The following is a 25,156-nucleotide window of genomic DNA, read 5'->3' on the forward strand; positions in this document are numbered from 1 at the left end:
GGTCAGTCAGCTCGGCCGTGCGCGAGCTCGCCTGCGAAGCGCCATTCGAGGACGGATTTGAGGACGAGGGTGATGAGGGCAAGGACGGCGAGGAGCGAAGCGACGGCGAATGCGGCGACGAAGTTATACTCATTGTAGAGGATCTCCACGTGGAGTGGGATGGTGTTGGTCAGGCCGCGGATGTGGCCCGACACCACCGACACCGCCCCGAATTCACCCATCGCCCGGGCATTGCAGAGGAGCACGCTGTAGAGCAGGCCCCAGCGGATATTGGGCAGCGTCACCGTGCGGAACGCGTGCAGGCCCGATGCGCCCAGCGTCAGCGCCGCCTCCTCCTCGGCGGTACCCTGTTCCTGCATCAGCGGGATCAGCTCGCGGGCGACGAACGGGAAGGTCACGAACACCGTCGCCAGCACGATCCCCGGCAGCGCGAACAGGATCTGGATGCCGTGATTGATGAGCCAGGTGCCGAACAGGCCCTGGGACCCGAACAGCAGCACGTAGATCATTCCCGAGACCACCGGCGAGACCGAGAACGGCAGGTCGATCAGGGTGATCAGCAGCGACTTGCCGGGAAACTCGAACTTGGCGATCGCCCAGGAGGCGGCCAGCCCGAACACGACGTTGAACGGCACCGCGATCGCCGCCACGGTCAGCGTCAGGCGGATCGCGCTCCAGGCGTCGGGCTCCCGGAACGCGCTCAGGAAGGCGTCGAGCCCCTTCGAGAAGGCCTGGGTGAAGACCGCGAAGAGCGGCAGCACCAGGAACAGCGCCAGGAACGCCACGGCGATCCCGATCAGAATCACGCGGACGCGGGTCCCCTCCGAGGCGACCGGGGCCGGCGTCGCGGCCGGCACGAAGGCGGGGGAGAAGATCTCAGACATAGCCGAACCGCCGCCGTGACCAGGCCTGGATCAGATTGATGGCGAGCAGCGTCAGGAACGAGATCCCGAGCATGATCGTCGCGATGGCCGCCGCGCCGCCGTAGTCGAACTCGGACAGCTTGATGATGATCAGGAGCGGCGCGATCTCCGACACGTAGGGCAGGTTGCCGGCGATGAAGATGATCGAGCCGTACTCGCCCACGCCCCGGGCGAAGGCGAGCGCGAAGCCGGTGAGCACCGCCGGGATCAGCGGCGGCAGCACCACCCTGGTGAGGGTGACGAGGCGCGTCGCCCCGAGGGTGGCGGAGGCCTCTTCGATCTCCTTGTCGATCTCGGCGATCAGCGGTTGCACGGTCCGGACCGCGAAGGGCAGGCCGATGAACACCATGGCGATGAAGATGCCGACCGGCGTGTAGGCCGCCTGGATGCCCAGGCGGGCGAGCGGTGCGCCGAGCAGCCCGTCCGGCGCGTAGAGCGAGGCGAGCGCGATGCCGGCGACTGCGGTCGGCAGGGCGAAGGGCAGGTCCACCGCCGCGTCGACGAGCTTGCGGCCCGGGAAGCGGTAGCGGGTCAGCACCCAGGCCACAAGAAAGCCGAACACGGAGGCGACGAGCGCCGCGATCGCCGAGACGCCGAAGCTGATCCGCAGGGCACTCGCCACCCGCGGATCGGTGGCGACGTCCCAGATCCCGGAGAGACCGAGCCCCGACGCCTTCACCACCAGCCCGGCGAGCGGCAGCAGGACGATCAGGCCGAGGCAGGTCAGGGTGTAGCCGAAGCTGATCCCGAAACCCGGGATCACGCTCGGCCGTCGGAAGGTCCAACGGGGGCGGGGCGTCTCGACCATGGTCTCAAGCCTCAGCGGCCGGCCCGGCTCAAACGGTCGAACAGGCCGCCGGCGTCGAAGTTCCGCTTCTGGATCTCGTCCCAGGAGCCCTGCAGATCCTCGATCTTGAACAGCTTGATGTCGGAGAGCTGCGCGAGGTCGGCCGGCGCCGCGGCCTCACGCTTGATCGGCCGGTAATGGTGCTTGGCGAAGATCGCCTGCGCCTGGTCGGTGTAAAGGAAGTCGAGATAGGCCTGCGCGGCCTTCGTCGTCCCCTTGCGCTCGGCATTGGCCGCCACGAGGGCGACCGGCGGCTCGGCGTAGATCGAGCTCGGCGGCGAGACGATGTCGAACTTGTCGGCCCCGAATTCCTGAAGCACCAAGTAGGCCTCGTTCTCCCAGGTCGGGAGCACGTCGCCGAGGCCGCGCTGCGCGAAGGTCACCGTGGAGCCGCGGGCGCCGGTGTCGAGCACCGGCACGTTCTTGTAGACCTGCCCGACAAAGGCGTCGGCCGCGTCGGAATTCTTGTCCTGATTGTAGGCGTAGCCCCAGGCGGCGAGGAAGTTCCAGCGCCCGCCCGCCGAGGTCTTCGGGTTCGGGGTGATCACCTTCACGTCCGGCTTGATCAGGTCGGCCCAGTCCTTGATGCCCTTCGGGTTGCCCTTGCGGACGAGGAACACCACCGTGGAGGTGTAGGGCGTCGCCGTATTCGGCAGCTTGCTGCGCCAGTCCTCAGGGATCTTGCGGGTGAGCTTGGCGATGGCGTCGATGTCGGACGGAATGCCGAGGGTGACCACATCGGCGTCGACGCCGTCGATCACGGTGCGCGCCTGCGCGCCCGAGCCGCCATGCGACGCCCGCACCGTGATGGCCTCGCCGGTCTTCGCCTTCCACTGCTCCGCGAAGGCCGCGTTGATGTCCCGATAGAGCTCGCGGGTCGGATCGTACGAGACGTTTAGGAGCGCGGTCTCCGCCGCTGCCGGCAGCGCGCAGGTCCATAGGCCGGCCCCGGCGAGTAGGGAGAGCCCGATGGTCCGAGCCATCCGCCCCCGAGTTGAAGCGTTCTTCATCCCGTCCGATTCCCAGCCTGGCGCCTGCAACCCCAGGACAGCGCGCCCCGAGATTGCCCAGCAAGTCGTTCTTTTTATCGAACGAAGTCAAGCCAGGACGGCGCGGGATCTTGATCCCATCGCGCCGGCAAGATCGCCCATCCGCACCATAAGGCAAGCGTCTTCAGCGCATTAGCGGGTCAGAAGGCATGGATCTTCTCTGAAGAAGAGATGCTGGGGAAGAAAATCAGCCCCGCGGTGGGTTTTTTAGAACGGACGATCTCATGTGCGCTGGCACACGTCGGCTGCGCCTTCGCCTGTCGCGTGGGCATGGCGCGCCGGCTCCATGGTGCGATGGGACGGTCCGATGCGGGTCACGCAAGGCCCACGGGCGGCAGGATTCCGCTTCCGGCGCCGGGCCTGAGCAGGCCGGTTTGAAGCCTGCTTCGCTCGCAAGGATGCGCGGTAATCCTGTTGCGGCGACGCGTTCAAGGCCGCGAGGCGCCAATCTCGTTTCCGCAGCGCGCGGTCGCTCAGCGCTTCGGATTGTTGAGCCTGGCGATCAGCGCTTCGAGCCGCTGGTCGACCGGTGCGGAGAGCGTATCGGTGAAGAGCGTGCGCAGGTGCTGGCCGAGATGACGACGGATATTGGGGCTCAGCGGTGCCGCCTCGGCGTTCCGTTCCGTCTCGCAGGAGCGCTCTGGACGCGGCTTCGACATGACCGGGGGATCCTCGCACCTGACGGGACGTACGGTTGCAAGGTTTGGTTAAGGAGCCGTCACCGTGCCGCGGCGACTGGCCGGCGCGCCCGGTCGGGCGCCTGTCGTCGGAGCGGCGTCGCAGGCCGGAACTGAGGCGGCGAAGGGCACGTTGCCGGCGCATCCTCCTTGAGCATCCGGAGCCGCCCTGTGTCCCGTGCAATTCCCTTCATGATGGTGCTGGTCCTCGGGACGGTGACGGCCGGCGTGCCCTGCGTCGCGCAGACGAAACCCGGCGAGATCAAGGGCATCGACGCGATGGGTGACAAGTCGCGCAGCGCCCAGGACGGCTGGAGCCAAGCGCCCGTGCCACGGGAGCAATCAGCCGCTAAGGACGCGCCCGATCCCGGCGGCAACTCGACCAAGGAGAACGCGGACCGTCCCGTTCCGTCAGCCAAGCCCGGCGGCACCTCGGGCACCGAGCCGCAGGCCCCCCTGGAGCACCGGACGGCGAGCCCGTCTGGGACTAATCCTGCCAATCCGAGCAAGTAAAAAAAGTGTTTCCTGCAGGATTATGCCGAAGCGCGTAACGTGCAGCTTCGGCTGATACAGTACGACTTGCTGTGTCATGCGACCGCACTTGCCCCGTACACGCTTTTTTGGGACACCCTGGAATTATACCAGATCGCCTTTACGGAGCGGAGATGACGGTCCAGGTCTCAAGGCGTGGCCTGCTCAAGGGGGCCGGTGCCGGCCTCGCGGGCGGCTCGCTGGGCGCACTCGGATTCGGCGGACTCGAGCCCGCCATGGCCGCCGCGGTGCGGCCCTTCAAGCTCGCGCAGATGCGCGAGACCCGCAACACCTGCCCGTACTGTTCGGTCGCGTGCGGCGTGATCCTGTACAGCCTGGGCGACCGTTCGAAGAACGCGCGCTCCTCGGTGATGCACATCGAGGGCGATCCGGATCACCCGGTCAACCGTGGCACGCTCTGCCCGAAGGGTTCGGCGCTGCTCGACTTCGTGCATGCCGAGACCCGCACCAAGTACCCGCTCCATCGCGCCCCGGGCTCCTCGGAGTTCAAGCGCGTGTCCTGGGATTTCGCCCTCGACCGGATCGCCCAGCTCCTGAAGGAGGATCGGGACAAGAACTTCGTGGCCAAGAACGGCGACCTCACGGTCAACCGCTGGACCACGATGGGCTTCCTCGGGGCCTCGGCCACCACCAACGAGACGGCGTGGCTGACCTACAAGACAGTCCGAAGCATGGGGGCCCTGGTCTTCGATAACCAGGCTCGAGTTTGACACGGTCCGTCGGTCGCCAGTTTGGCGCCCTCCTTCGGACGCGGTGCGATGACCAACCTCTGGATGGACATCAAGCACGCGGACGTGATCACCGTGATGGGCGGCAATGCCGCCGAGGCTCACCCCTGCGGCTTCAAATGGGTCGTCGAGGCGAAAGCCCATAACAACGCCAAGCTGATCGTCGTCGATCCGCGCTTCACCCGCACGGCCTCGGTGGCCGATCTCTACTGCCCGATCCGGCAGGGGACCGACATCGCGTTCCTGTCGGGCGTGGCCAAGTACCTGCTCGACAACGACAAGCTGCAGCACCGCTACGTTTCCGCCTACACCAACGCCGGGTACGTGGTCCGCGAGGGCTACGACTTCAGCGAGGGACTGTTCACGGGCTACGACGCGGACAAGCGCGATTACGACAAGACCACCTGGGACTACGAGATCGGCCCCGATGGCTACGCCGTGGTCGACGAGACGATGCAGCACCCGCGCTGCGTGATGCAGCTCTTGAAGAAGCACATCGCGATCTACACGCCCGAGATGGTCGAGAAGATCTGCGGCTCGCCCAAGGAGACCTTCCTGAAGGTCTGCGAGATGATGGCGACCACGGCTTCCCCCGAGAAGTCGATGGCCTCGCTGTACGCGCTCGGCTGGACGCACCACTCCAAGGGCTCGCAGAACATCCGCTCGATGTGCATCGTGCAGACGCTGCTCGGGAACATCGGCGTGCTCGGCGGCGGCATGCAGGCTTTGCGCGGCCACTCCAACATCCAGGGGCTGACCGATATCGGGCTGATGAGCAATCTCATCCCCGGCTATCTGAGCATCCCGGTGGAGAAGGAGCCCGACTACGCGAGCTACATCGCCAAGCGGCAGTTCAAGCCGCTGCGTCCCGGACAGACGAGCTACTGGCAGAACTACAACAAGTTCTTCGTCTCGTTCCAGAAGGCGATGTGGGGCGATTACGCCACCAAGGACAACGATTGGGCCTACGATTACCTGCCCAAGCTCGACGTGCCGACCTACGACGTGCTGCGCGGGTTCGAGCTCGCCAAGCAGGGCAAGATGACCGGCTACGTCATCCAGGGCTTCAACCCCCTGCTGTCGTTCCCGAATCGCGCCAAGATGACGGAAGCCTTCTCCAAGATGAAGTTCATCGTGGTGATGGATCCGCTCAAGACCGAGACGGCCCGGTTCTGGGAGAATCACGGCGAGTACAACGACGTCGATCCGACCAAGATCCAGACCGAGGTGTTCGAGCTTCCGACCACCCTGTTCGTGGAGGAGGAAGGCTCGCTGTCGAACTCCAGCCGCTGGCTGCAGTGGCACTGGCAGGCGCAGGAAGCGCCGGGCGAGTGCCGCTCGGACATCGAGATCATGTCGGAGATCTTCCTCCGCGTGAAGGCGGCCTACAAGAAGGACGGCGGAGCCTTCCCGGACCCGATCGTCAATCTGAAGTGGGACTACGCGATGGCCGAGTCGCCGACGCCGGTGGAGCTCGCCCGCGAGCTCAACGGTTACACGGTGGCGCCGACGCCGGACCTCAACGGGACGATCATCCCGGCGGGCAAGCAGGTCGACGGCTTCGCCCAGCTCAAGGACGACGGCACCACGGCCTGCGGCTGCTGGATCTACTCGGGCTGCTACACCGAGAAGGGCAACACCATGGCCCGCCGGGACAATACGGATCCCGGCGACCGCGGCATCGCCCCGAACTGGGCCTTCGCGTGGCCGGCCAACCGGCGCGTCCTCTACAACCGCGCCTCGTGCGACCCCGAGGGGCGTCCGTGGTCGGAGAAGAAGAAGCTCATCGAGTGGAACGGCAAGCAGTGGATCGGCTTCGACGTGCCGGATTACGGCGTCACCGTCGCCCCCGATAAGGGCGTCGGCCCGTTCATCCTGAACCAGGAGGGCGTCGCCCGCCTGTGGACCCGCGGTCTCATGCGCGACGGGCCGTTCCCGACGCATTACGAGCCCTTCGAGTCCCCGGTGGCCAACCTCGCCTTCCCGAAGATCAAGGGCGCGCCCGCGTCCCGCATCTTCAAGGACGATCTGGCCGACCTCGGCGACGCAAAGGAGTTCCCCTACGCGGCGACGAGCTACCGCCTGACCGAGCACTTCCACGGGTGGACCAAGCACGCCCGGATCAACGCGATCCTCCAGCCGGAGGCCTTCGTGGAGATTTCGGAGGAGCTCGCCAGGGAGAAGGGCATCGCCAAGGGCGGCTGGGTCCGCGTCTGGTCGAAGCGCGGCTCGCTCAAGGCCAAGGCCGTGGTGACGAAGCGCATCAAGCCGCTGATCTGCGACGGCAAGCCCGTCCACGTCGTCGGCATCCCGCAGCACTGGGGCTTCATGGGCCACACCAAGAAAGGATGGCACCCGAACTCGCTGACGCCCGTCGTCGGCGACGCGAACACCGAGACGCCGGAGTTCAAGGCCTGGCTCGTGAATATCGAGCCGACCACGCCTCCGTCGGACGCGGTCGCGTAAGGGGGAGCTGACAGATGGCCGACTACAGCTCCCTCGACATCCGCCAGCGCTCCGCCTCCACGGAGACGCCGCCGGAGATCCGCCGCCAGGTGGAGGTCGCCAAACTCATCGACGTGTCGAAGTGCATCGGCTGCAAGGCCTGCCAGTCGGCCTGCGAGGAGTGGAACGACCTGCGCGACGACATCGGTGTCAACACGGGCACCTACCAGAACCCCCACGACCTCACGCCGAAGTCGTGGACCCTGATGCGGTTCACCGAGTACGAGAACCCGGAGACCAACAACCTCGAATGGCTGATCCGCAAGGACGGCTGCATGCACTGCACCGAGCCGGGCTGCCTGAAGGCCTGTCCGTCGCCCGGCGCGATCGTGCAGTACTCCAACGGCATCGTCGACTTCATCGAGGAGAACTGCATCGGCTGCGGCTATTGCGTGAAGGGCTGCCCGTTCAACATCCCGCGGATCAGCCAGACCGACCACAAGGCGTACAAGTGCACCCTGTGCTCGGACCGGGTGGCGGTGGGTCAGGCTCCGGCCTGCGCCAAGGCCTGCCCGACTGGCTCGATCATGTTCGGCACCAAGCAGGCGATGATCGAGCAGGCCGAGACCCGCGTCGTCGACCTGAAGTCGCGCGGCTTCGCCCATGCCGGCCTCTACGACCCGGCCGGGGTCGGCGGCACGCACGTCATGTACGTGCTGCACCATGCCGATCAGCCGAGCCTCTATGCCGGCCTGCCGAACGACCCGAAGATCTCCCCGCTGGTCGCCTTCTGGAAGGGCGGGGCCAAGGTGTTCGGTCTCGCCGCGATGGGTTTTGCAGCCGTGGCGGGCTTCTTCCACTACGTGACGGCCGGCCCCAACGAGGTCGTGCCCGAGGAGGAGGAAGAAGCGGTCGAGTACGACGAGGCCAAGCGCCGCGAGACCGGCGGCGACGCGGCACGGCCGCATTGAGAAACGCGACGGTATCCCTCCCCCCTCTGCGGGGGCGGGTGGCCCCCGGAGGGGGTCGGGAGGGGGGAGCGACGGTGCAGAATTAAGCTCCGCCCTTTATGCCGGTCGCACCACATTCGGACGCGGCGTTCCCCTCTCCCGACCCATGCTGACACAGGGGCCACCCTCCCCCGCAGAGGGGGGAGGGAGAGAGGCGGAGCGGACAGCGACAGGATGGAGACGGCACAGCCGCTCCACCCTATCTTGAATAACAGAGCCGCCTCCGCCGCCCCGCGGAGCCAGCCCGTCAGGCGCGAGAAGGCCGATGACGATCCACAGCGACATCCGCGACGGCGATCCCCGCCCCCTGCACCACGCCAAGTCCGAGGCGCCGGAGGTGATGTACGTCCCGCGCTACACCGGCGTGCAGCGTGTGAACCACTGGATCACCGCGATCCTGTTCACCCTGCTGGCCCTCTCCGGGCTGGCGATGTTCACGCCGTACCTGTTCTCGCTGACCGGCCTGTTCGGCGGCGGCCAGGCGACCCGTGCGATCCACCCGTGGTTCGGCGTGGCGCTGGCGGTCAGCTTCTTCTTCCTGTTCGTGCGCTTCTGGAAGCTCAACATCCCCAACAAGGACGATGTCGAGTGGACGAAGCACATCGGCGACGTGGTGACCAACCGCGAGGACCGGCTGCCGGAACTCGGCAAGTACAATGCCGGCCAGAAGGGCGTGTTCTGGGGCCAGACCGCGCTGATCGGCGTGATGTTCGTGACCGGCCTGGTGATCTGGAACACCTATTTCGGCGGCCTGACTTCGATCGAGACGCAGCGCTGGGCCTTGCTTGCGCACTCGCTCGCCGCCGTGATCGCCATCGCGATCATCGTGGTGCACATCTACGCCGGCATCTGGGTGCGCGGCACCGGCCGGGCGATGGTTCGCGGCACGGTCACGGGCGGCTGGGCCTACCGGCATCACCGCAAGTGGTTCCGGCAGATCGCCGGCGGCAAGGCGCGCCACGGCTCGGTGGACAAGCGCGGATCCTGAGGCGTGGCCAATTTCTTCAAGCGCAAACGCGCGGCTCCGGCCGCGGACAAGGCTCCGGCACCCGCCGAGGCGCCGAAGCCTCGCCGGCGGGATTTCAGCGAGCTGAAGCCCGATCCCGACAAGATCGGGATCTCTGGCTCCGTCCCGTTCGTCCGCCTGCCGGACCCGACGACGCTGTTCGCCGACCGCGCCGCGCGCCTGGCGGAGGCTGCGCCCGGTCATCCGCTGGAGGCCTATCTCCGGTTCGTCGCCGCGGTCGCCCGTGCCCAGAGCGTGATCCAGGCAAAGGCGCCAGCTCCCGCGCTGCCGGAGGCCGCCGATCTGGCGCTGCGGAGCGAGCACGGCATGCCGCCGCTGTCGCGTCACAGCCTCGAAGCGGATCAGGGCTTCGACGATTGCCTCCTGGCGCTGCTCGCCGAACTCGATCTCGGCACCGCTCCGGAAGCTTCCCACGCGGCGCGAGAGGCCCTGCGTGCCGCATCCCGGGAGGATCGCCTCGACCTCGCTCTGCAGGTCTTCGAGGGCGCGCTGCCGGTCGATCGGATCGCCGAATGCGTGTTCGTCGCGGCGGCGCTGCAGGTGCGCCTGGCCGAGCAGGCCGCGCGTCTCGATACGAAGGCGCTGAAGCCGGTCGCGGACGGCGTCTGCCCGTGCTGCGGCGGCGCGCCGGTGGCGAGCGTCGTGGTCGCCTGGACCCCGGCCGACAAGGCCCGGTATCTCAGCTGCTCGCTCTGCGGCACGTATTGGAACCACGTCCGGATCCGCTGCACCGCCTGCGGCGACGGCGAGAACATCAGCTATTACGGACTCGACGAGGTCTCGAAGGACGTCCAGGTCGAGACCTGCACGACGTGCCACAGCTACATCAAGCACCTGCACCAGCACCGGGCGCCGGCCCTCGACCCGGTGGCGGACGACATCGCGTCATACGGGCTCGATCTGAAGATCGCCGAGGACGGGTTCAGGCGGGCCGGGCTGAACCTGCTGTTCGTGATCTGACGCCGGATCCGGTCGAACGGTTCGTCCCGCTTCACTCCGCTTGCAAGGACGAGGAGCGGCAGACAAGCCTGCCGCTGCCCGCTCAGCGGTAGCCGTACCGGCTCTTGGCGGCCGCCAGGAGCTGCAGGGCCTCACCCGGCTTGCCGGCCGAACATTCGGCGGCAGCGTGGGCGAGATCGGCGTTGAAGCGGTCGCCCACCGGCTTGTTGAGGTTGCCGGTCGCCACGTCGCTGTCGACGATCGCCTTGGTGCGCGCGATTTCCGGGCCGCAGCCGCTGCCCGTGGGCAGGGCCAGCGGCGCCGGGATGACGGGCGAGGGCTCCATGACCGCGGGGGTGCGCTGCTGGCAGGCTCCCAGAGCCGCTACGGCGACGGCTGCGAGGCTGAGACGCATCGGAAGGCGGGACGCGGGCACGGCGAACATCCTGTTGAGGCGCGAGGGGCTACGCCGCCAGGGTTCTGGGCCGAGCTTGGCCGTGGGTCAATCGCCGCCCCGGCATGCCGATGGGAAAAGGACGCTGGGCTGCCGGGGGCGTGTTCTCGGAATTCCGCTGCCGTCAGAGGAGGTTGGTGCGCGCTGCTGCCATGACGGTTGAGCAGCGCGCTCCAGATTGTGAGGACGCTTACTTCGCCTTGTCGGACAGCGCTTTCAGGCCGGAATCGTAGATGCCCTGGATCGCGTCGGTGGCGACGGTGTCGGGCGCGCCCTTCGCGTTGAAGGTCCCGGTCCAGGTCACCTTCGAGCCGGAGCCGGCCGGGGCGACCGAGAGGGTCGACTTGTAGTCCGAGACCGGCAGCGGGCTCTCCAGGATCGTGTAGGTGTAGCTCATCACCTTGTCGTCCCGGGAAACCTGCTCCTCCTTGATGGCGCCGCCGCCCTTCAGGCTCAGCGTGCGGACCTTCATGCCGTCCTTGTCGGACAGGGCGCACTTCTCGATCGCCGGGTGCCAATCGCCGATGCCGCAGAACTCGCCGATGGTCTGCCAGACCTTGGCCGGGGGGGCGGCGATGTCGGCCGAGCGCGTCACCTCCAGGGCGTAGCCCGGCACGGTGGCCGCGGCGAGCGCCAAGGCCGCAAGGGGAAGGGACCGGCAGAAAGCGAAGGGCATCTTGGGGTGTCTCCGTCCGTCTCAGGTCGCGGCAGGGGCCGCGCAGGCTCTGATGGCCGCGCAGGAGCTAGTCCGGCATTCCGCCCTCGGCAATGGGTCGTGTCGTCCAGCCATGACGTTCGTGGTCGGACGACGCGGTTCCGGGGCGGGCTACCAGCTGTCCATCGCGTCGGTGTCGGCCGGGTAGTCGTAGACCGTGGCCGGTGCGTAGGCGGGCCGCGCGGCAGGGCGATAATAGGCCGGCAGCGACCGGCGGCCCATCTGATCGCTGTCCGCGAGCAGATCGTCCGTCTCGTAGGGGCTGCGGTGCCGGGCGACGCGGACCCCGCGCTGCCCGCGCTCCGCAACCGGGGCATCCGCGCCGTCGATCACCACGCGGGTCCGGCCCATACCCTGGCTCTTCACGAGGTTGAACAGCGTCGCGGCGTTGCGCACCGACAAGCGCACGCAGCCATGCGACGCCGCACGGCCGAGATTGCGCACGTGGTTGGTGCCGTGAATGGCGTGACCTTGGGTTGTGAAGAACATCGCGAAGGGCATGGGCGCGTCGTCCCACTCCTTCGAGAAATGCGTGCGCTCCATCCGGAACGGGCGGTAGGATCCGGCCGGGGTGTCGTAGCTCGCGACGCCGGTGGAGACCGGCCACGAATAGCGCGGCTGCCCGTCGACCGAAACCTCCATGCGCTGCGTGGTCTTGTCGACGTTCACGAGCACGTCGGCGTTGGCGGCGCCGGGCGCCGCGGCCCACAGGAGAACGCCGGACAGGACCGAGATCAGACCGATACGCATGAGCGACTCCGACTGCGAAACCCCGCGGGTTTGCCGACAGGCTAAGCCGTTGGCAACACCGCGGTTCCGGCAGTTGCAGGCGGTGCGTAGTCACGCTTTGCTGATCGGGCGCGCCGCGGGTTGTCCTCCGCCGCATCGGAGGGGTGCCGCCTGCGCAGGGTCCGCGGCACGCGCCATGCTCGCGACAACCGCCGGTTGACAGCTGCCCGAGCCCGGGCGCTTCCTCCCGGCCGCAGACGGTTCGGAGTTCCCATGGCCCTCGACCCCACCCTCGCCGCCGAGATCGAAGCCGCCGTGGCGGAGGGGTTTGCCGATCAGGTCGCTCACACGCAGGCGCTGGTCCGGTTCGCGTCCCTGCGCGGGGAGGAGCACGCCTGCCAGGACTACGTGTTCGAGCAGTTCCGCGCCCGGGGCTACGCCACGGAGCGCTTCGCTATGGATCGGGCCGCCATTGCGGCCCATCCAGGCGGCTCGAAGATCGACGAGGCGCATCATTCGGACGCGCCGATCGTGGTCTGCCACCACCGGCCGAGCACCGAGACCGGCCGCTCGCTGATCCTGCAGGCCCATGTCGACGTGGTGCCGCCGGGGCCCCTCGACCTCTGGACCCATCGGCCCTTCGACCCGGTGATCGAGGGCGACTGGATGTATGGCCGCGGGGCCGGCGACATGAAGGCCGGCCACGCCGCCAACCTGTTCGCCCTCGACGCTCTGGCCCGCCTCGGCCTGCAGCCGGCCGCCTCCGTCACAGTGCAGTCGGTGGTCGAGGAGGAATCCACCGGGAACGGCGCCCTGATGACCCATCTGCGCGGCTACCGGGCCGATGCCGTGCTGATCCCCGAGCCCGAGGACGAGAAGCTCGTGCGCGCCAATACCGGCGTGCTCTGGTTCACCGTGGAGGTGCGGGGCGTCCCGGTCCATGTCCGCGAGATGGGCGCGGGCGCCAACGCCATCGACGCCACCTACCGGGTGATCGGGGCGCTCCGGGACGTCGAGGCCCGCTGGAACGCCGAGAAGGCCGGGCACCGGCACTTCGAGACTGAGGACCACCCGATCAACCTCAACATCGGCAAGATCGAGGGTGGCGATTGGGCCTCCTCGGTGCCGGCGTGGTGCCGGATCCACTGCCGGGTGGCGCTCTACCCGGGCGTGACCGCCGCGCAGGCCGCCGCCGAGATAGAGGCCGCCGTGGCGAGCTTCGCCCGCACCGACCCGTTCCTGGCCAACAGTCCGCCGCGGGTGGTCTTCAACGGATTCTTCGCCGAGGGCTACGTGCTTGAGGAGGGCTCGGAGGCCGAGGCCGTGCTCGGCCGCGCCCACGAGCGGGCGATCGGGTCATCGCTCCAGAGCTTCATGACGGCGGGCTATCTCGATAGCCGGGTTCACGCCCTCTACGATCGGGTGCCGGCCCTCTGCTACGGCCCGACCTCGCAGAACATCCACGGCTTCGACGAGCGCGTGAGCCTCGCCTCGGTCAAGCGGATCACGACCACCATGGCGCTGTTCGTGGCCGAATGGTGCGGGACCGAGCGCAAGGCCGGGTGACGTCGACCGGCCGGCGCTCAGCGCGGGTCCCCTCTCCCGTGCGGGAGAGGGAGCATCTCGCGCTTGAAAGACACCGAGGCGCGATATCCCGCGCGCGGTGCCTCAGGGGATCAGCCGGTCCGCGCGGAGCTGGCCGAACAGGTCGAAGAACGCGTCGTCCGTCGGCTGGTAGGCCGTGAAGCCGAGGCGGCGGCTCTTGCTCATGTCGGTGACGACCTCGATCGGCCGGCCGAGATCGGCATCCGTGTGCCAGGCTGAGGCGAGTTTCTCGAGCTTCGGCTCGGCCAGTCCGTAGCGCTGCGCGATCTCCGCCCAGGCCGGGCCGTCCTGCGCCATCCGGGGTTCGAGCGGCCGGTGCGTGCCGTCGAACGGCACCGGCTCGATCCCGAACCAAGCGGCGATCCGGCCCCACATCCAGCTCCAGCGGAAGACGTCGCCGTCGACGACGTTGAACGCCTCGTTGGCAGCCTTCGGCTCGGTCGAGGCCCAGAGCAGCTGACGGGCCAGCAGCCGCGCGTCGGTCATGTCGGTGAGGCTGTTCCACTGCGCGGCCGAGCCCGGGAAGATGAACGGGCGTCCCAGCTCCCGGCACAGGGTGGCGTAGCAGGCGAGCGTCGTGCCCATGTTCATGGCGTTGCCCACCGCCTTGCCGATGATCGTATGCGGGCGGTGGACGCTCCAGGTGAAGCCGTCGCGGGCGGCGGCCGCGAACACGGCATCCTCCTGCGCGTAGTAGAAGTTCTCGATGTCGAGCCGGCCCTGGTCCTCGCGGAACGGCGTCTGCGGCAGGGTGCCTTTGCCGTAGGCCTCGAACGGGCCGAGATAGTGCTTCAGCCCGGTCACCAGGGCGACGTGGCGGACGCTCTTCTTGGGGCGCAGCGCGTCGAGGACGTTCTCGACCATCGCCCGGTTGACGCGGATCATCTCGGCTTCCGTAGGGCGCCGCTGCCAGGTCGCCAGGAAAACGTGGCTCGGGGCGAGGTCGGCCAGCGCCTTCTCCAGCGAGGCCGGATCCTGCAGGTCGCCGGCTACCGGCTCGACTCCCGCCTGGGCCACCGGGTGGCGCGCGAGACCCGCGACCCGCCAGCCCTCTTGGCTCAGCAGCGCCGCGGTGGCGCTGCCGACGATCCCGCTGGCGCCGACGATCAGGGCGGTGTTCGACATGGAAAGCCTCATACCCGGCGAAATCACGGGTCCGGGGCAGATGGGCACGGGTGGTGCCGCGACAACCCCGCCGCGCAGCGGCTGCGCCTGTGCAGCGCGCAAGGGTTGCGTGATCGCGAGGCTTCTCCCGTCATCGCGAGCGCAGCGAAGCGATCCATGGCAGCCCGTGGTCTCGAACCCTCGCGCGACCCTGGGTTGCTTCGCGACGCTCGCAAAGACGGGGGCTCTCAGGCGACCCGGTCGATCGCGCCGCCCAGGATGTCCACGATCTCGGCGATCTGGCCGCGCTCGATGATCAGCGGCGGCGACAGGGCGATGATGTCCCCGGTCACCCGCGTGAGCAGGCCGCGCTCGAAGCAGTCCACGAACACGTCGTAGGCGCGCTTGCCCGGCGCGTCCGGGCGCGGCGCCAGCTCGACGCCGGCCACGAGGCCGATGGTGCGAATGTCGATGACGCCCTTGCGCCCGCGCAGGTCGTGGATCGCCGCCGCCCAGTCGTCGGCGATATCGGCGACGCGGGTGAGGAGCCCCTCCTCCCGGTAGATGTCCAGCGTCGCGAGGCCGGCCGCGCAGGCGATCGGGTGACCGGAATAGGTGTAGCCGTGGAACAGCTCGATCCCGTCCGGGCCCTGCATCAGCGCGTCGTGGACCGCGCGGCTCGCGAAGACCGCGCCCATCGGCACCGTGCCGTTGGTCAGGCCCTTGGCGCTGGTCACGAGGTCGGGGACGACGCCGAAGAAGTCGGTCGCGAACGGCGCGCCGAGACGGCCAAATCCGGAAATGACCTCGTCGAAGATCAGCAGGATGCCGTGCTTGGTGCAGATCTCGCGCAGGCGCTCGAGGTAGCCCTTCGGCGGGATCAGCACGCCCGTGGAGCCCGCCACCGGCTCGACGATGCAGGCCGCGATGGTCTCGGCCCCGTGCAGCGCCACGAGCCGCTCCAGATCCTCGGCGAGCTCCGCCCCGTGCTCGGGCTGGCCCTTCACGAAGGCGTTGCGGGCCGGGTCGTGGGTGTGGCGCAGGTGGTCGGTGCCGTTGAGCTGCGGGAAGACCCGCCGGTTCGACACGATGCCGCCGACCGACAGGCCGCCGAAGCCGACGCCGTGATAGCCGCGCTCGCGGCCGACGAGCCGGGTGCGGGTCCCCTGCCCGATCGCCCGCTGGTAGGCGAGCGCGATCTTGAGGGCGGTGTCGACCGATTCCGAGCCGGAATTGGTGAAGAACACCCGGTCGAGGCGCTGATCAGGGCCGCCCGGGGCGATCTCGGCGAGGCGCTCGGCGAATTCGAACGCGATCGGGTGGCCCATCTGGAAGGTCGGGGCGAAGTCGAGGGTCGCGAGCTGGCGTTCCACCGCGGCGGCGATGCCCCGCCGCCCGTGGCCGGCGTTGACGCACCAGAGGCCCGCGGAGCCGTCGAGGATCTTGCGGCCGTCGTCGGCGGTGTAGTGCATGCCCTCGGCCGACACGAGCAGGCGCGGCGCCGCCTTGAACTGGCGGTTGGCCGTGAACGGCATCCAGAAGGCGTCCATCGCGGGCGTATTGCGGAGCGGATGGTCGGTCATGGGCGGTTCTCCGGGAGCAGGCGGCGCGGATCGGGCGGCGGGACCAGGGGACACCTTCGCCGATCGGGCAACAAGTCCTTTTCTGGTCGCCGCCAACCCCTTGCATGACCGGGGCCACGGATGGCACCGTTGCGGGATCCGCAACACCTGAAACGGGGCCCGCCGGATGAGCATCGATGTCGGCGCGCGCCTGCGCTTCGTGCGCGCCCGTCACGGCCTGTCGCAGCGGACGCTGGCCAAGCGGGCCGGCGTGACCAATTCCGCGATCTCGCTGATCGAGGCGAACCGCGTGAACCCGTCGGTGGGCGCTCTCAAGCGGATCCTCGACGGGGTGCCGATCGGCATGGCCGCGTTCTTCGCCCTGGAGCCGGAGCCGGAGCGCAAGGCGTTCTTCGCCGCCGAGGACCTCACCGAGATCGGCCGACGGGCTGCCAAGGGGGCGATCTCGTATCGGCAGGTCGGCGACAGCCTGTTCGGGCGCAAGCTCCAGATCCTCAAGGAGCGCTACGAGCCGGGCGCCGATACCGGCCGGGTGCCGCTCTCCCACGAGGGCGAGGAGGGCGGCATCGTGCTCTCCGGCCGCCTGGAGGTGACGGTGGATTCCGAGCGCCGGATCCTCGGCCCCGGCGACGCCTACAGCTTCGACAGCCGCCGCCCGCACCGGTTCCGCTGCGTCGGGCCCAACCCCTGCGAGGTGGTCAGCGCCTGCACGCCGCCGAGTTTTTGATCGCGCCGATCCCATGCCGAGCGACAGCGTCGTCCTTCTGCACGGTCTCGGGCGCACCGCCGCCTCGTTCGCGCGGATGCGGTCGGCCCTGACGGCGGAGGGCTACCGGGTGTTCGCGCTCAATTATCCCTCGACCCGCCACGACCTCCCTACCCTGACGCTGACGCTCCGTCCGCAGGTCGCCGCGATCGCCGGCGCGACGGCGGGCGCGCTGCATGTCGTCGGGCACTCGATGGGCGGTCTCCTCGCGCGGAGCCTGATCGCGGATGCGCGACCGGACAGGCTCGGTCGCCTCGTCATGCTCGGGCCGCCCAACCGCGGCAGCGAGATCGCGGACCGGCTGCGGCATGTCGCACTCTATCGCCGCCTCCTCGGGCCGGCCGCGCTGTCGCTCGGGACCGCGTCGGTGCCGGTCTGGCCCGATCCCGATTATCCGGTCGGCGTCATCGCCGGCACGCGCAGCATCGATCCGGTCGGCTGGCTGATGCTGCCCCGGCCGAACGACGGGCGGGTGAGCGTCGCCCGGACCCGGATCCCGGGCCTGCAGGGGCATCTGGTGCTGCCGGTCAGCCACGCCCTGATGATGAACCATCCCGTCGTCATCGCGCAGACGGCGCGGTTCCTTGCGACGGGGGGCTTCGCCGCGTAACCGTGAATTCAAAATACCGATAAGCGCGAGGATCGATGGCCGTCACCACCGCCGCCCCGGCCGCCGGGACCGGACAGAACCAGTCGGCGCGCGCGGCGCTGGCGGCCTTCGTGGGCACCACGATCGAGTGGTACGACTTCTTCATCTACGGCACCGCGGCGGCCCTGGTGTTCGGGCCGCTCTTCTTCACGGCGGAATCGCCCTATATCGCCACGCTCTCGGCTTTCGGGACCTTCGCGGTGGGTTTCCTGGCCCGGCCGCTGGGCGGCCTGATCTTCGGGCATCTCGGCGATCGGTTCGGGCGCAAGCGCGCCCTGGTGGCGACGCTCGTGATGATGGGCATCGCCACCTCGTGCATCGGGCTTCTGCCGACCTACGCCTCGGTCGGCCTGTGGGCGCCGGTCCTGCTGGTGGTCCTGCGGCTGATCCAGGGGCTCGCGGTCGGCGGCGAGTGGGGCGGCGCCGTGCTGATGGCCGCCGAGCACGCGCCGGCCGGGCGCAACACCTTCTTCGCCTCCTTCGCGCAGCTCGGCAGCCCCGCCGGGCAGATCCTGTCGCTGCTAGCCTTCCGGCTCGCCGGCCTCCTCGACAAGGAGAGCTTCCTGGCCTGGGGCTGGCGGGTGCCGTTCCTGGTCAGCATCCTGCTGCTCGGCGTCGGGCTCGCGATCCGCCTCGGCGTCGCGGAATCGCCGGCCTTCGAGAAGGCCCGGGCCGCCGGCGGGCCGCCGCCGGCGCCGGTGCGCGAGGTGCTGACGACCTGCCTGAAGCCGGTGCTGCTGGCCGCGGGGGCCAACACCTTCGCGATCGCCTCGGTCTACCTGTTCAACACCTTCATGATCGCGTTCACCACGCAGTATCTCGGCATCGCGCGGGCGACGATCCTCGACGCCCTGCTGATCGCCGCCGTGGTCCAGCTGGTGATGACCCCGGTGGGTGCCCGGATCGCGGAGGTGATCCGCAACGAGCGGCTGTTCCTCCAGGGGACGCTGGTCTGGGCGATGCTGGCCCCCTACCCGCTGTTCTGGCTGGTCGAGACCCAGTCGGTGCCCCTGATCGTGCTGGGTCTCGCCCTCAACGTGGTTGGCAGCGCGACCTTCTACGCGGTGATCGCCGGCTACCTCGCGGGCGCCTTCCCGACGCGGATCCGCTACACGGCGATCTCCATCGCCTACCAGTTCTGCGGGGCGTTGGCCGGCGGCCTGACGCCGATCGTCGGCACCGTGCTGGCCGAGCGCTTCCAGGGCCATTGGTGGCCGATCGCGGTGTTCGGCACGGCGCTGGCCGGCGTATCGTTCCTGTGCGTCACGGCGATCGGCGGCTACCGGGCGCAGCAGCGCGGCTTCCTGGACGGGTGAGCGCAAGCCGATCAAAGGCGCCGGATCCGGGTAACGCCGGATTCACACCGGCGGCCTAGGATCGGCGCCATGGATTCGATCGCCGCAGCCGCCGTCCAGATGCTGGGTTCGTCCCAGAGCCAGCAGATCGGCATCGCCGTCGCCAGGCAGCAGCTCTCGGCCGACAAGGCGGTCGCCGGGCTCGTGGCGGACGGCGCCGCCCAGGCGGCGAGTGCCGGCCCGCCCGCGCCTCCCGGACAGGGGCTGAGCGTCGACCTACGGGTCTGACGGGGGCGCCGTGCGCGCCCGTCCCTACCCGAAGCCGTAGAGCCGCCGCGGGTTGTCGACGAACGCCATCCGGCGCCTGTCCGCGTCCGGTACCCAGTCGGCCATCAGGTCGAGGAGCTCCCGCGTCCGCGGCGGACCGTCCCAGGCGGCCACGTGCGGCCAGTCCGAGCCCCAGAGGCAGCGCTCCGGCGCGGCGTCGTTGAGCGCCCGGGCGAAGGGGATCGTGTCCGCGTAGGGCGGGCCGGTCACGGAATCCCGGAAGGCGCCCGAAAGCTTCACCCAGTTGCCGTCGGCGACGAGGCCGAGCAGCGCCCGGAAGCCCGGATGATCCACGCCCGCCGACGTCGGCATGTGGCCCATATGGTCGAAGACCAGCGGCACGGGCAGCCGCGACAGGCGGCCGGCGATCGGCGGCAGCTCTCGGGCGTCGAGCAGGAACTGGAGGTGCCAGCCCATCTCGCGGGCGAGCGCCCCGTAGGATTCGACCGCGTCGAGCCCGACCCCACCGCCGAACAGGACGTTGAGGCGCAGGCCGACCACGCCGGCCTCCTTCAGCGCGGCGAGTTCCGCGTCGGGCAGGCCGAGCGGGATCACCGCGATGCCGCGCAGGCGCTGCCGGTTGGCGCGCAGCGTCTCGACCATCAGCCGGTTGTCGGTGCCGTGCACGCTGACCTGGACCAGCACGCCGTTGGCCATGCCGGTCCCGTCGAGCATCGCGAGATACCGATCGGCCGGCGCCGCCGGGGGCGTGTAGCTGCGGTCCGCCACCAGCGGAAAGTCCGGCGGCAGGCCGATGACGTGGGCGTGCGTGTCGACCGCACCCTCCGGAATGGCGTAGCGGGTCGGGCCCTCCGGATGCGGGTCCGGGGCGGGGCAGTCTCGGATCTCGGGCATGATCAGGAATCCGCGTGCAGGACCTTGCCGCGCGTCTCGGGCAGCGCGAAGGCCGCCAGGAAGAAGATCCCGTAGGCGATGGCCGCGAAGATCGCGATGGCTGAGGCGAGACCGGCGCGCTCCGCGAGGTAGCCGACCAGCGCCGGGAACAGCGCGCCGATCCCGCGGCCGAAATTGTAGCAGAACCCCTGCCCCGAGCCGCGCAGGCGCGTCGGGTACAGTTCGGTCAGGAAGGCGCCCATGCCGGAGAAGTAGCCGGAGGCGAAGAAGCCCAGCGGGAAGCCCAGCACCCAGAGCACGCCGTTCGACAGCGGGATCTGCGTGTAAGCGACGATTACCGCGATGGCGCCCAGCGAGAAGATCAGGAAGAGCGGCCGCCGCCCGAGCCGGTCGGCGAGCCACGCGCCCACAAGGTAGCCGGTGAACGAGCCGACGATCAGGGCCGCGAGGTAGCCGGTGGAGGACACGATCGACAGGTGGCGCTCGGTGGTCAGGAAGCGCGGCACCCAGGTGGTGATCGCGTAGTAGCCGCCCTGGCAGCCCGCCGCCGCCAGGGAGGCGAGCAGTGTCGTCTTGAGGATCGGGCCAGAGAAGATCTCCCAGATCTGCGGCCGGTCGCCCGTGGCGGCGGCCCGGGCGCGGGATTCGGCGGCGACCTCCGGCTCCTTCACGTAGCGGCGCAGGTAGAAGACCAGCAGCGCCGGCAGAGCGCCCACCGCGAACATCCAGCGCCACGCGGTCTCGGGCGGCAGGATCGAGAACAGCACCGCCTGCGACAGGACCGCGAGGCCCCAGCCGATCGCCCAGCCGGACTGGACGGAGCCGACCGCGCGGCCGCGATACTCGGCCCGGATCGTCTCGCCGATCAGCACGGCGCCAGCCGCCCACTCGCCGCCGAAGCCGAGGCCCAGGATCGCCCGGGCGACGAGAAGCTGCTCGAAATTCTGCACGAAGGCGCAGAGCAGCGAGAACAGGGAGAACCAGAGGATCGTGATCTGCAGGGTGAGCACCCGGCCGATCCGGTCGGCGATGAAGCCCGCGAGCCAGCCGCCAACTGCCGAGGCCAGCAGCGTCACTGTGGCGGCGAGCCCGGCCGTGCCGGAATCGACGTGCCACAGGGCCATGATCGTCCCGATCACCAGCGGGTAGATCATGAAGTCCATGCCGTCGAGGCACCATCCGGCGGCGCACGCCCAGAACGTGTGCCGCTCCGGCGGCGTCATCGATCGGTAGAAGGCGGTGAGGCTGGCGTCGCGGATCTCGACCGCGTCCACGCCGGTGCTCCCCTGCCCGGTTGCTGTGCTCATCGCCGCCTCCCGCCGTCCGATACCAGTATCAGCGTCCTAGGCTGAGCTGTCCAACGTCGGAGAGGTCCACGCAAGGAAAAGGCCGCCCACAGGCGGCCTCTCCCCGTCTTTTCGCTTCCCGGTCAACGCTCAGTAGCAGCGCTCGACCAAGACCCGGCGGTAGCCGTAGGGAGTCCAGCGCACCCGCGGGACCGTGTAGCAGCCGCCGCCATAGCCGTAATCGCCGGCGTAGCCGTAGCCGACCGGAGCGTAGCCACCGTATCCGTAGCCATAGCCCGGGTAGCCGTACCCGCCGTAGAGACCGCCGGCCGCGAGACCCAGGCCGACGCCGAGGCCCAACCCACCGAGGCCGTAGCCGTAGCCCCGGCCATAACCGAAGCCGCGGCCGTAGCCGAAGCCGCGTCCACCATAGAAGCCGCCCCCGCGGAAGCCGGCGCCGCGGAAGCCGCCGCCGAAGCCGCCACCCCGGAAACCGCCGAAGCCGCCGCCGTGGAAGCCGCCGCCGTGGAAACCACCACCGCCGAATCCGCGCGCGTCCGCGCTGGCCGGCGCCAGAACCAGGGCACCCGCTGCGAGCAGGGCCGAGCCGAGCACTGCACCCTTCATCACGTCATCTCCGTGGAAAACCGCCCTCTGAGGCAAGAAACGTTTCAAGGCCAAAAACGGTCCAGTCATCTCTTGCGGCGCGCCGCCGCTCCTGGCCGCGGCAAGCCCCGGCCCTGCTCCGAGCTCCAAAATCGCCGCTTTCCGAGGCGAGAGGCCCCGGTAACAGCCCGCTCCAACCCTCCGAGCAATGCGGAACGAGTGATGACGATGCGCCCGGCTCACGCCTTGTTGATCGCGCTCCTCGCGCTGGCCGCCCCCGCCTGGGCTGCCGAGGCGCCGGCCGGTCCGACCCCCTGCCGGGCCGTCGAGGCGCAGGGCGAGACCTTCACGGTCTGTACGGTCGACCTGCGGCGGCAGCGGCTGCGATTGTTCTGGCGCGAACAGGATGGGCGGCCCTACGGCTCGCTCGGCACACTGGCCGAGACTCAGGGCGGGCGCCTCAGCTTCGCGATGAATGCCGGCATGTACGACAAGGACCAGGCGCCGGTGGGCCTCTACGTCGAGGACGGGCGCGAGATGAAGCGGGTCTCGACGGCCGATGGTCCGGGCAACTTCCATCTCAAGCCCAACGGCATCTTCTGGGTGAAAGGTGAGCGCGCGGGCGTGCTCGACACGGCACGCTATCTCCGGGCGAAGATCCGCCCGGACTATGCCACGCAGTCCGGGCCGATGCTGGTGATCGACGGCCAGATCCACCCGAAGATCTCGGCCGACGGGCCGAGCCAGAAGATCCGCAACGGCGTGGGCGTCCCGGAGGACGGACACGTCGCGATCTTCGCCATCTCCGAGCGACCGGTGACCTTCGGGGCCTTCGCGCGGCTGTTCCGGGACGATCTCGGCTGCCGGAACGCCCTGTTCCTCGACGGCTCGGTGTCGAGCCTCTACGCGCCGAATCTCGGCCGCACCGACATCAGCCGGCCGCTCGGGCCGTTGGTGGGGGCGCTGCCGCGCTGAGGACGGTCCAGAGCTTGGGGGACGGCCGGGGAAGACTGCCTCTCGCCCTCGGTCCGCGTCGGGCCGGCTCGAATGGCGCCATCGCCGTCATCCCGGGGCCGCGGAGCGGAACCCGGGACCCAGAGCCGACGCGGCGCCAAGCTTCGGCACCCGCAAGGGTTCTGGATTGCACGCCCTCAGCGCTGCCCGAAGGCCGTGTCCTTGAACAGGTCCTTGTACGCCCGCGGCTGCGAGCGCCAGTACTGCTTGGGCGCCCGCACCTGCGCGCCGAGCTCGGCAGCCGCGTGCCAGGGCCAGCGGGGATCGTACAGCATGGCGCGCGCCAGCGAGATCGCGTCGGCTTTGCCCTCCTGCAGGATCGTCTCCGCTTGGGCAGCCTCCGTGATCAGTCCCACCGCGATGGTGGTGAGTCCGGTCTCCGCCTTGATCCGCTCCGCGTAGGGCACTTGGTAGCCCGGCCCGAGCTTGATCGCCTGCTTCGGGGAGACGCCGCCCGTGGAGACGTGGAGCGCGGGCGAGCCCGCCCGCTTCAGGGCCTTCGCCAACTCGACGGTCTCGTCGAGATCCCAGCCGTCCTCGACCCAGTCGGTGGCCGAGACGCGCAACCAGACCGGGCTGCCCGCCGGCACGACGTCGCGCACCGCGTCGTAGACCTCCAGCGGAAAGCGCATGCGGTTCTCGAGGCTGCCGCCATACTGGTCCGTGCGCTTGTTGGCGATCGGCGACAGGAACTGGTGCAGCAGGTAGCCGTGGGCGCCGTGCAGTTCCACAGCCTCGATGCCGAGGCGCACGGCGCGCTTGGCGGTGGCCACGAATTGATCGCGGACGCGCTTCAGGTCGGCGGCGTCGAGGGCGTGGGGCGGGACCTCGCCCTCCCCGTGCGCCACCGCCGAGGGCGCCTCCGTGCGCCAGCCGTAAACGTGCTCGGGCGGGATCTGCTGACCGCCGGCCCAGGGGGCGTCGCTCGAGGCCTTCCGGCCGGCATGGGCGATCTGGATGCAGACCGGGATCGGCGCGTAGTCGCGCACGGCGCCGAGCACGCGGGCCAGCGCCCGCTCGCAACCGTCGTTGTAGAGGCCGAGATCCCAGGCGGTGATCCGCGCCTCCGGGGACACCGCGGTGGCCTCCAGGGTGAGCAGGCCGGCGCCCGACATGGCGAGCTGCCCGAGATGCATCATGTGCCAGTCGGTGGCCTCGCCGTCGCGCGCCGAGTATTGGCACATCGGGGCGATCAGGATGCGGTTCTCGAGGGTGAGGGCATCGAGCGTCAGCGGTTCGAACAGGCGAGCGGTCATCGGCAACTCCCGGTGGTAGAGCCACTCTGGCGCAGGATGGGCACGGCGGCCAGTGCTGTGCGGCACAGCACCCCTGCGGCCAGGGATTGCGGGAACTTGCTGAGACGGCGGGCCGTTTCTGGCGCTGTCGCCGCATCGCGGCAATCGACGCGAACCGCCTGAGGGGGCGAGATCGCCCGAGGTCCATATGATGCTCACGAAGCTCGCCGCCCCGTTCATCCTGGCCGCCGGCTGTGCCGCCCTCGCGGCGTCGGCACAGGCCCAGCCCGCCGCCTTCGGCGGTCCCAAGATGCTGCTCCACGGCAATTATTGTGGGCCGGGCAACAACGCGCCCCTCCCGCCGATCGACGCCCTCGACGCGGCCTGCGCCCGCCACGACGCCTGCACGCCGCAGGGCGGCCTGCCCTCCCAGGCCTGCAATCTCCGCCTCCAGCAGGAGGCGACTTTGATCTCGCGTGATCCGCGTCAGCCGCAGGATGTCCGGTCCCTCGCCGGCCTCGTGGCCGCCACCGCGACCTTGATTCCGTCCGAGCCGAACGCGCGTCGGCTGCCGGCCGCCGTCGCCACGGGACCGGCTTACGGTGCCTACGCCCCGGCCATGACGCAGCCGGCGCCGACAGTCGAGATGGACAGCGACGACGAGGCCGACGCCGACTAGGCGGAGCGGCCTGGCGGCCCGCGAGTGCATGTTCCGCCGAAATGGTCGCCGATTCGG

25 protein-coding genes are annotated in these 25,156 nt (G+C 69.4%); 12 read left to right on the forward strand and 13 right to left on the reverse strand.

Features of this window, described 5'->3' with window-relative positions:
• Positions 1-2 precede the first annotated feature (2 nt).
• The 4 genes from cysW to JOE48_RS01580 all read right to left on the reverse strand — a co-directional run bounded on the left by cysW (position 3) and on the right by JOE48_RS01580 (position 3,478).
• Positions 3-884, reverse strand: a complete 882-nt coding sequence (gene cysW, locus JOE48_RS01565) for a sulfate ABC transporter permease subunit CysW (protein ID WP_245252684.1) — start codon at positions 882-884, stop codon at positions 3-5.
• Complete coding sequence (gene cysT, locus JOE48_RS01570) at positions 877-1,731, reverse strand: sulfate ABC transporter permease subunit CysT (protein WP_210026319.1); 855 nt, start codon at positions 1,729-1,731, stop codon at positions 877-879. Before cysT ends, cysW begins: the two co-directional genes overlap by 8 nt.
• An 11-nt stretch (positions 1,732-1,742) precedes the next feature.
• Positions 1,743-2,753: a sulfate ABC transporter substrate-binding protein gene (locus JOE48_RS01575; protein WP_210026321.1), complete on the reverse strand. Its 1,011-nt coding sequence runs from the start codon at positions 2,751-2,753 to the stop codon at positions 1,743-1,745.
• Positions 2,754-3,292: 539 nt separating this feature from the next.
• A complete protein-coding gene (locus tag JOE48_RS01580; protein ID WP_210026323.1) occupies positions 3,293-3,478 on the reverse strand; it encodes a hypothetical protein in 186 nt (61 codons plus the stop codon).
• A gap of 189 nt (positions 3,479-3,667) precedes the next feature.
• On the opposite strand from JOE48_RS01580, the gene JOE48_RS01585 reads away from it, so the two are divergent.
• From JOE48_RS01585 to fdhE, 5 genes are all read left to right on the forward strand, one after another.
• Positions 3,668-4,009 carry a hypothetical protein gene (locus tag JOE48_RS01585; RefSeq protein WP_210026325.1) on the forward strand — a complete coding sequence of 114 codons (342 nt, stop codon included), beginning with the start codon at positions 3,668-3,670 and terminating at the stop codon, positions 4,007-4,009.
• Between the two features lie 152 nt (positions 4,010-4,161).
• The gene (gene fdnG / locus JOE48_RS01590) at positions 4,162-7,242 is read left to right on the forward strand and encodes a formate dehydrogenase-N subunit alpha (RefSeq protein ID WP_210026333.1); all 3,081 of its coding nucleotides are present in this window, start codon (positions 4,162-4,164) and stop codon (positions 7,240-7,242) included.
• Positions 7,243-7,256: 14 nt separating this feature from the next.
• Entirely contained in the window at positions 7,257-8,192 is a 936-nt protein-coding gene (gene fdxH / locus JOE48_RS01595) for a formate dehydrogenase subunit beta (RefSeq protein ID WP_210026341.1), read from the forward strand.
• A 304-nt stretch (positions 8,193-8,496) separates the two neighbouring features.
• Positions 8,497-9,219, forward strand: a complete 723-nt coding sequence (locus JOE48_RS01600) for a formate dehydrogenase subunit gamma (RefSeq protein WP_210026357.1) — start codon at positions 8,497-8,499, stop codon at positions 9,217-9,219.
• A gap of 3 nt (positions 9,220-9,222) precedes the next feature.
• On the forward strand, positions 9,223-10,218 hold the full coding sequence (gene fdhE / locus JOE48_RS01605) for a formate dehydrogenase accessory protein FdhE (RefSeq protein WP_210026366.1): 996 nt from the start codon (positions 9,223-9,225) through the stop codon (positions 10,216-10,218).
• A gap of 82 nt (positions 10,219-10,300) precedes the next feature.
• Here fdhE and JOE48_RS01610 read toward each other — a convergent pair whose 3' ends face one another.
• The 3 genes from JOE48_RS01610 to JOE48_RS01620 form a co-directional block, all read right to left on the reverse strand.
• On the reverse strand, positions 10,301-10,642 hold the full coding sequence (locus tag JOE48_RS01610) for a hypothetical protein (protein ID WP_210026368.1): 342 nt from the start codon (positions 10,640-10,642) through the stop codon (positions 10,301-10,303).
• A 199-nt stretch (positions 10,643-10,841) separates the two neighbouring features.
• Positions 10,842-11,327 (reverse strand): SRPBCC family protein, encoded by a 486-nt coding sequence (locus JOE48_RS01615; protein ID WP_210026370.1) that lies wholly within the window; start codon positions 11,325-11,327, stop codon positions 10,842-10,844.
• 150 nt (positions 11,328-11,477) lie between these two features.
• Positions 11,478-12,116 carry a L,D-transpeptidase gene (locus JOE48_RS01620; protein WP_210026379.1) on the reverse strand — a complete coding sequence of 213 codons (639 nt, stop codon included), beginning with the start codon at positions 12,114-12,116 and terminating at the stop codon, positions 11,478-11,480.
• Between the two features lie 252 nt (positions 12,117-12,368).
• Between JOE48_RS01620 and JOE48_RS01625 the strand changes: the two genes are divergently transcribed.
• Positions 12,369-13,661 (forward strand): ArgE/DapE family deacylase, encoded by a 1,293-nt coding sequence (locus JOE48_RS01625; protein ID WP_210026381.1) that lies wholly within the window; start codon positions 12,369-12,371, stop codon positions 13,659-13,661.
• A 102-nt stretch (positions 13,662-13,763) separates the two neighbouring features.
• Here the strand turns inward: JOE48_RS01625 and JOE48_RS01630 are convergent, their stop codons facing one another.
• Positions 13,764-14,825 (reverse strand): SDR family oxidoreductase, encoded by a 1,062-nt coding sequence (locus JOE48_RS01630; RefSeq protein ID WP_210026383.1) that lies wholly within the window; start codon positions 14,823-14,825, stop codon positions 13,764-13,766.
• Positions 14,826-15,052: 227 nt separating this feature from the next.
• Positions 15,053-16,387, reverse strand: a complete 1,335-nt coding sequence (locus tag JOE48_RS01635; RefSeq protein WP_210026385.1) for an aspartate aminotransferase family protein — start codon at positions 16,385-16,387, stop codon at positions 15,053-15,055.
• A gap of 166 nt (positions 16,388-16,553) precedes the next feature.
• On the opposite strand from JOE48_RS01635, the gene JOE48_RS01640 reads away from it, so the two are divergent.
• From JOE48_RS01640 to JOE48_RS01655, 4 genes are all read left to right on the forward strand, one after another.
• On the forward strand, positions 16,554-17,114 hold the full coding sequence (locus tag JOE48_RS01640; RefSeq protein ID WP_210026395.1) for a cupin domain-containing protein: 561 nt from the start codon (positions 16,554-16,556) through the stop codon (positions 17,112-17,114).
• 13 nt (positions 17,115-17,127) lie between these two features.
• On the forward strand, positions 17,128-17,763 hold the full coding sequence (locus tag JOE48_RS01645; protein WP_210026397.1) for an alpha/beta fold hydrolase: 636 nt from the start codon (positions 17,128-17,130) through the stop codon (positions 17,761-17,763).
• A 35-nt stretch (positions 17,764-17,798) separates the two neighbouring features.
• The gene (locus JOE48_RS01650; RefSeq protein ID WP_210026399.1) at positions 17,799-19,118 is read left to right on the forward strand and encodes an MFS transporter; all 1,320 of its coding nucleotides are present in this window, start codon (positions 17,799-17,801) and stop codon (positions 19,116-19,118) included.
• A 69-nt stretch (positions 19,119-19,187) separates the two neighbouring features.
• Entirely contained in the window at positions 19,188-19,385 is a 198-nt protein-coding gene (locus JOE48_RS01655; protein WP_210026400.1) for a hypothetical protein, read from the forward strand.
• Positions 19,386-19,409: 24 nt separating this feature from the next.
• Here the strand turns inward: JOE48_RS01655 and JOE48_RS01660 are convergent, their stop codons facing one another.
• The 3 genes from JOE48_RS01660 to JOE48_RS01670 form a co-directional block, all read right to left on the reverse strand.
• Positions 19,410-20,279 (reverse strand): amidohydrolase, encoded by an 870-nt coding sequence (locus tag JOE48_RS01660; protein ID WP_210026403.1) that lies wholly within the window; start codon positions 20,277-20,279, stop codon positions 19,410-19,412.
• 2 nt (positions 20,280-20,281) lie between these two features.
• Positions 20,282-21,586, reverse strand: coding sequence for an MFS transporter (locus JOE48_RS01665; RefSeq protein ID WP_210026405.1), 1,305 nt, complete (start codon positions 21,584-21,586; stop codon positions 20,282-20,284).
• Positions 21,587-21,715: 129 nt separating this feature from the next.
• The gene (locus JOE48_RS01670) at positions 21,716-22,192 is read right to left on the reverse strand and encodes a hypothetical protein (protein WP_210035504.1); all 477 of its coding nucleotides are present in this window, start codon (positions 22,190-22,192) and stop codon (positions 21,716-21,718) included.
• Between the two features lie 201 nt (positions 22,193-22,393).
• Here JOE48_RS01670 and JOE48_RS01675 point away from each other — a divergent pair, with 201 nt between their 5' ends.
• The gene (locus tag JOE48_RS01675; RefSeq protein WP_210026413.1) at positions 22,394-23,146 is read left to right on the forward strand and encodes a phosphodiester glycosidase family protein; all 753 of its coding nucleotides are present in this window, start codon (positions 22,394-22,396) and stop codon (positions 23,144-23,146) included.
• Between the two features lie 176 nt (positions 23,147-23,322).
• Here the strand turns inward: JOE48_RS01675 and JOE48_RS01680 are convergent, their stop codons facing one another.
• On the reverse strand, positions 23,323-24,441 hold the full coding sequence (locus JOE48_RS01680) for an NADH:flavin oxidoreductase/NADH oxidase (RefSeq protein ID WP_210026415.1): 1,119 nt from the start codon (positions 24,439-24,441) through the stop codon (positions 23,323-23,325).
• A 187-nt stretch (positions 24,442-24,628) separates the two neighbouring features.
• Here JOE48_RS01680 and JOE48_RS01685 point away from each other — a divergent pair, with 187 nt between their 5' ends.
• Positions 24,629-25,099, forward strand: coding sequence for a hypothetical protein (locus tag JOE48_RS01685; protein ID WP_210026417.1), 471 nt, complete (start codon positions 24,629-24,631; stop codon positions 25,097-25,099).
• Positions 25,100-25,156 lie beyond the last annotated feature (57 nt).

This window comes from Methylobacterium sp. PvR107, assembly GCF_017833295.1.
GTDB lineage: Bacteria > Pseudomonadota > Alphaproteobacteria > Rhizobiales > Beijerinckiaceae > Methylobacterium.

Bases quoted from the DNA above. Each gene is read 5' to 3' on its own strand.
- cysW (WP_245252684.1), bottom strand. From the start codon at position 884: ATGTCTGAGATCTTCTCCCCCGCCTTCGTGCCGGCCGCGACGCCGGCC.
- cysT (WP_210026319.1), bottom strand. From the start codon at position 1,731: ATGGTCGAGACGCCCCGCCCCCGTTGGACCTTCCGACGGCCGAGCGTG.
- JOE48_RS01575 (WP_210026321.1), bottom strand. From the start codon at position 2,753: ATGGCTCGGACCATCGGGCTCTCCCTACTCGCCGGGGCCGGCCTATGG.
- JOE48_RS01580 (WP_210026323.1), bottom strand. From the start codon at position 3,478: ATGTCGAAGCCGCGTCCAGAGCGCTCCTGCGAGACGGAACGGAACGCC.
- fdxH (WP_210026341.1), top strand. From the start codon at position 7,257: ATGGCCGACTACAGCTCCCTCGACATCCGCCAGCGCTCCGCCTCCACG.
- JOE48_RS01600 (WP_210026357.1), top strand. From the start codon at position 8,497: ATGACGATCCACAGCGACATCCGCGACGGCGATCCCCGCCCCCTGCAC.
- JOE48_RS01610 (WP_210026368.1), bottom strand. From the start codon at position 10,642: ATGTTCGCCGTGCCCGCGTCCCGCCTTCCGATGCGTCTCAGCCTCGCA.
- JOE48_RS01615 (WP_210026370.1), bottom strand. From the start codon at position 11,327: ATGCCCTTCGCTTTCTGCCGGTCCCTTCCCCTTGCGGCCTTGGCGCTC.
- JOE48_RS01620 (WP_210026379.1), bottom strand. From the start codon at position 12,116: ATGCGTATCGGTCTGATCTCGGTCCTGTCCGGCGTTCTCCTGTGGGCC.
- JOE48_RS01625 (WP_210026381.1), top strand. From the start codon at position 12,369: ATGGCCCTCGACCCCACCCTCGCCGCCGAGATCGAAGCCGCCGTGGCG.
- JOE48_RS01630 (WP_210026383.1), bottom strand. From the start codon at position 14,825: ATGTCGAACACCGCCCTGATCGTCGGCGCCAGCGGGATCGTCGGCAGC.
- JOE48_RS01635 (WP_210026385.1), bottom strand. From the start codon at position 16,387: ATGACCGACCATCCGCTCCGCAATACGCCCGCGATGGACGCCTTCTGG.
- JOE48_RS01640 (WP_210026395.1), top strand. From the start codon at position 16,554: ATGAGCATCGATGTCGGCGCGCGCCTGCGCTTCGTGCGCGCCCGTCAC.
- JOE48_RS01645 (WP_210026397.1), top strand. From the start codon at position 17,128: ATGCCGAGCGACAGCGTCGTCCTTCTGCACGGTCTCGGGCGCACCGCC.
- JOE48_RS01650 (WP_210026399.1), top strand. From the start codon at position 17,799: ATGGCCGTCACCACCGCCGCCCCGGCCGCCGGGACCGGACAGAACCAG.
- JOE48_RS01655 (WP_210026400.1), top strand. From the start codon at position 19,188: ATGGATTCGATCGCCGCAGCCGCCGTCCAGATGCTGGGTTCGTCCCAG.
- JOE48_RS01660 (WP_210026403.1), bottom strand. From the start codon at position 20,279: ATGCCCGAGATCCGAGACTGCCCCGCCCCGGACCCGCATCCGGAGGGC.
- JOE48_RS01665 (WP_210026405.1), bottom strand. From the start codon at position 21,586: ATGAGCACAGCAACCGGGCAGGGGAGCACCGGCGTGGACGCGGTCGAG.
- JOE48_RS01670 (WP_210035504.1), bottom strand. From the start codon at position 22,192: ATGAAGGGTGCAGTGCTCGGCTCGGCCCTGCTCGCAGCGGGTGCCCTG.
- JOE48_RS01675 (WP_210026413.1), top strand. From the start codon at position 22,394: ATGACGATGCGCCCGGCTCACGCCTTGTTGATCGCGCTCCTCGCGCTG.
- JOE48_RS01680 (WP_210026415.1), bottom strand. From the start codon at position 24,441: ATGACCGCTCGCCTGTTCGAACCGCTGACGCTCGATGCCCTCACCCTC.
- JOE48_RS01685 (WP_210026417.1), top strand. From the start codon at position 24,629: ATGATGCTCACGAAGCTCGCCGCCCCGTTCATCCTGGCCGCCGGCTGT.